This window comes from Humidesulfovibrio sp., assembly GCF_035560995.1.
Lineage (GTDB): Bacteria > Desulfobacterota > Desulfovibrionia > Desulfovibrionales > Desulfovibrionaceae > Humidesulfovibrio.
Genome location: NZ_DATMYK010000206.1, coordinates 1 through 3,724 on the forward strand (window position 1 = coordinate 1; position 3,724 = coordinate 3,724).

At 70.2% G+C, this 3,724-nt stretch carries 4 protein-coding genes; 3 read left to right on the top strand and 1 reads right to left on the bottom strand.

The features are described from left to right. Nucleotides 1-240 precede the first annotated feature (240 nt). The 3 genes from VN419_RS08180 to VN419_RS08190 all read left to right on the top strand — a co-directional run bounded on the left by VN419_RS08180 (nucleotide 241) and on the right by VN419_RS08190 (nucleotide 2,831). Nucleotides 241-582: a hypothetical protein gene (locus tag VN419_RS08180; protein WP_325646347.1), complete on the top strand. Its 342-nt coding sequence runs from the start codon at nucleotides 241-243 to the stop codon at nucleotides 580-582. After that, nucleotides 579-2,126: a portal protein gene (locus VN419_RS08185; protein WP_325646349.1), complete on the top strand. Its 1,548-nt coding sequence runs from the start codon at nucleotides 579-581 to the stop codon at nucleotides 2,124-2,126. The genes VN419_RS08180 and VN419_RS08185 overlap by 4 nt, the downstream gene beginning before the upstream one ends. 123 nt (nucleotides 2,127-2,249) lie before the next feature. Continuing rightward, nucleotides 2,250-2,831 (top strand): hypothetical protein, encoded by a 582-nt coding sequence (locus VN419_RS08190; RefSeq protein WP_325646351.1) that lies wholly within the window; start codon nucleotides 2,250-2,252, stop codon nucleotides 2,829-2,831. 148 nt (nucleotides 2,832-2,979) lie between these two features. Here the strand turns inward: VN419_RS08190 and VN419_RS08195 are convergent, their stop codons facing one another. Beyond that, entirely contained in the window at nucleotides 2,980-3,393 is a 414-nt protein-coding gene (locus VN419_RS08195) for a hypothetical protein (protein ID WP_325646353.1), read from the bottom strand. Between the last annotated feature and the right edge of the window lie 331 nt (nucleotides 3,394-3,724).

A 3,724-nucleotide genomic window follows, 5' to 3' on the forward strand; every position in this document is an offset into this window, starting at 1 on the left:
TCCCCACCCACTGCCGGGCCGCGTACGCTAAATCTGGACTCCTTCCCCCTCCTCCCGAAAAAGGGCCGCTGCAACCGGCCCTTTTTCCTTTTTCAGCGTCTGGCGCAAAAGCTGTCAAGACGCCATTCTTGTCCTTTTCCCGGCCAATTTGCCGCCAATTCCGTCCCGCCGCAGACCTCCGGGCTATACTTCCGCCACTGGCCAGGGCACCCCGCCCGGCCGCAAGCACAGGAGGTACCCATGGGTGGAAACAACAGCTTCGATCCTGTCTCCCTCATCAGCAGCATGGTCTTCGGGGCCGTGCTCGGCCCGCAGCAGGGGACAACGGGCGGGCGCGGCCAGGACGCCTCGGCCGCGGCGGAGGCCGAGGCCGCACAGCAGGCAGCGGAGGCCCGGCAGCGGGCGGACCGCAAGAAGGCCGAGGCCGCTCTCCTGGCCAAGGCCCGTCAAGCGGAGCGCGCCAGCGCAGCCCAGAACGACCAGGACGGCACATCAGATTCCCTTGGCGGGGCGTCCGGCGTTTCCGGCGTCGCCTCGGCCAATCTGGCCACGGGCCAGCTCAAGGCGAGGCTCGGACAATGAGCGCGCGCGCAGCCTTCCCTTCACCCCTCCAGACGCAGTACAAGGCCCAGGCCGTGCTGGACCGTCTGGCCGCCCTGCGCGCCGCGCGCGAGCACTGGACCCCGGCCTGGCGCGAGCTGGCCGAGCAGATCATGCCGCGCAAGGGTTTGCAGGCTTACGGCCTGGCCCTGGGCGCACGCCCCGGCGACGAGGCGGTGTTCGACTCCACCCCCGCGCATTCGCTTGAGCTCCTGGCCTCGGCCCTGGGCGGCCTGCTCACGAACCCGGCCCTGCCCTGGTTCGACCTCAAGCTGCACCGGGGCGCGCCCGGCAGCGAGGAGATCCGCGGCTTCCTGTCCGCCTGCCGCGAGCGCCTGCTGGCGCTCTTCAACACCGAGGCCACGGGCTTCCAGGCCTGTGTGCACGAGCTGTATCTGGACCTCTGCCTCTTCGGCACGGCCGTGCTCTACGTGGAGCCGGACCCGGACTCCCTGGTGCGCTTCAACGCCCGGCCCCTGTTCGAAGTCCATCTGGCCGAGGACGCTCGCGGCGTGGTGGACACGGTCATCCGCACCTACTCCCTTACCGCGCGCCAGGCCTGGAGCCAGTGGGGCCTGGCCTGCTCGCCCGATGTCCAGAAGCTTGCCCAGGAGAGCCCGGAGGCCCGCGTGAACCTGGTGCACGCCGTGTTCCCCCGGCAGGAGCGCAACCCGGCCAGCCCGGCCAGCGCGGACTTCCCCTACGCCTGCTTCTTTCTGGAGCAGGACAGCGGCGTGGTGCTGGAGGAATCGGGCTACCATGAGCTGCCGTACATGTGCCCGCGCTGGGCCAAGGTCTCGGGCGAGGCCTACGGCCGGGGTCCGGGCCTCACCGCCCTGTCCGACGTGCGCGTGCTGAACGCCATGAGCCGCACCGCCCTCATGGCGGCGGAAAAGATGAGCGACCCGCCGCTCATGGTGCCGGACGACGGCTTCCTCGGGCCCATCCATTCCGGGCCGGGCGGCTTGTCGTACTACCGCGCGGGCTCCCAGGACCGCATTGAGGCCCTGCCCGTGCGCGTGGACCTGGGCTCCATCGAGGCCATGATCGAGCGCCGCAGGCAAAGCATCCGGCGCATCTTCCTGGCCGACCAGCTGGCCCCTGAGGCCACGAACAGCACGGCCACCGAGGCGCGCATCCGCCAGGCGGAGAAGATGCGCATCCTGGGCCCGGTGCTCGGCCGCATGCAGACCGAGTTCCTGGCCCCGCTCATCGAGCGCGCCTTCAACATCCTGCTGCGCGAGGGCGAGCTGCCGCCCTGGCCCAAAGGGCTTCCCCAGGGCTCGCTGCGGGTGGACTACGCCACACCCATCGCCCAGGCGCAGCGCCAGGCCGAGGCCGAGAACCTGGGCCAGGCCGTACGCTACCTGGAGCCTCTGCTGACCGGGGGCGATCCCTTCCACGTGCTGGACAACTTCGAGCCCGACGCCATGGCCCGGCACGCGGCCACGCTCTTCGGCCTGCCGGCCGAATACCTGCGGCCCAAGGAACACGTGGAGGCGGTCCGCCAGGCACGCAAACCGTAACACCCTGCCTCTCCTCTCCACACATGCGGGTCCAGGGGGCACATGCCCCCTGGCGGGTCCAAGGGGCGGCGCCCCTTGCTCCCCATTCCCCCCCACCTCATTCCACTACAGGAGGTCGCCATAATGGCCACGAGCGTCATCGAGATCTGCAACAACGCCCTGAACGACCTGGGCGAGGAGGCCATCGCCTCCCTTGCCGACAACACCAAGGCCGCGCGCCTGTGCAACCAGCGCTGGCCCGCCGTGCGCGACGCGGTGCTGCGCGCGCACCCCTGGAATTGCGCCCTGGCCCAGGCGGAGCTGGCGGCCAGCGCCGCGCCCGCAGGCTGGCAATACGGCAGCGCCTTCCCCCTGCCCGCGGACTGCCTGCGCGTGCTTTCGGTCTGCTGCGGCGGGGCGGACGTGCGCGCCTGGGAGGTGCAGGCCGCGCGCATCCTGTGCGACGAGACCGGCCCCCTGCAGGTGCTGTATGTGCGGCGCATCGACGACCCGCGCCTGTTCGACCCGCTGCTGTGCGAGACGCTCACAGCGCGGCTGAGCGCCACCCTGGCCTATCCCATCACGGCCTCCACGGCCCTGGCGCAGTCCTTCTGGGCGGCCTACGCCGACAAGCTGCGCGAGGCGCGGGGCGTGGACGCGCGCGAAGCCTCGCCCATCGCCGCGCCCGCGCCCACCAGCTGGCTGACGGCGAAGATGGGCGGCTAGGCGAAGCGGCGGCGAGGAGGAGACGATGGGGAAGCCTCCGGCGGCCGGGTGGCTGGCCGCCTCCCGGAGCCCCCGGCAAATGAAAAACAGGGCGGGCCGTCTGTGCCGACGGTCCGCCCTGTGGATGTGGCGCAAGAAGGGGGAGGCGCTACTTGGGGAACTCGAAGACCAGCTTGTCGTCCTTGCGCGAGATGCGCAGGGCCGTGAGCTTGCGGCTTTCGCCCTTGCTGTTGCGCAGAGTGGCGTAAAGGGTCATGCGGTCGCGGCCGTCGCGCTCGGCCTCGATGTCCTTGCCGGAAGGGGCGAAGTTCAGGGCGTAGCCCGCGTCGCTCACCGTGCCGCCGGTGAAGGCCTTGCCCTTGAAAAACACGTCCACGCGGTAGCTCGCGCCCTTGGGCGCGGGAATTTCCTGCCGGTAGCCGGGGTACAGGCCCCAGCGCGGCGGCGGGTCCGTCTCCCAGGTCACGTCCACGCGCTCCAAACCCGGATCGGCGCAGCCAGCCAGAGCCAGGGCCACGCACAGCCCCAGCAACCACACAAAAATCCGAAGCCTCGCACGCATGGGGGGACCTCCGCCTTGTTACCGCGCCTCAAGTGACAGAATGCTTCCGCTTTTCTAGCAGCCTTCGTGCCAGGGGCAAGAATGTCCCACCTCAGGGATGGCGCGCCGCTGAAACCCGTCCGCGTCCAGGGCGAAGTCGGGGCCGCGCGCCCGGAAACCTGCGCTGTTTCAAACATCTTGCGCCTTGACAGGCTCTTGATGTGGAGTGCACACCCCGGCCATGCGCTTCTCCACATTCCTCCAAGCCGCCGCCCTGTGCCTGAGCCTTGCCGCCACGCTGCCGGTTCAATCCGCCACCGCCGCCGAGACGGCCCCCCAACGGGACGCGGTC

Bases quoted from the DNA above. Each gene is read 5' to 3' on its own strand.
- VN419_RS08180 (WP_325646347.1), top strand. From the start codon at position 241: ATGGGTGGAAACAACAGCTTCGATCCTGTCTCCCTCATCAGCAGCATG.
- VN419_RS08185 (WP_325646349.1), top strand. From the start codon at position 579: ATGAGCGCGCGCGCAGCCTTCCCTTCACCCCTCCAGACGCAGTACAAG.
- VN419_RS08190 (WP_325646351.1), top strand. From the start codon at position 2,250: ATGGCCACGAGCGTCATCGAGATCTGCAACAACGCCCTGAACGACCTG.
- VN419_RS08195 (WP_325646353.1), bottom strand. From the start codon at position 3,393: ATGCGTGCGAGGCTTCGGATTTTTGTGTGGTTGCTGGGGCTGTGCGTG.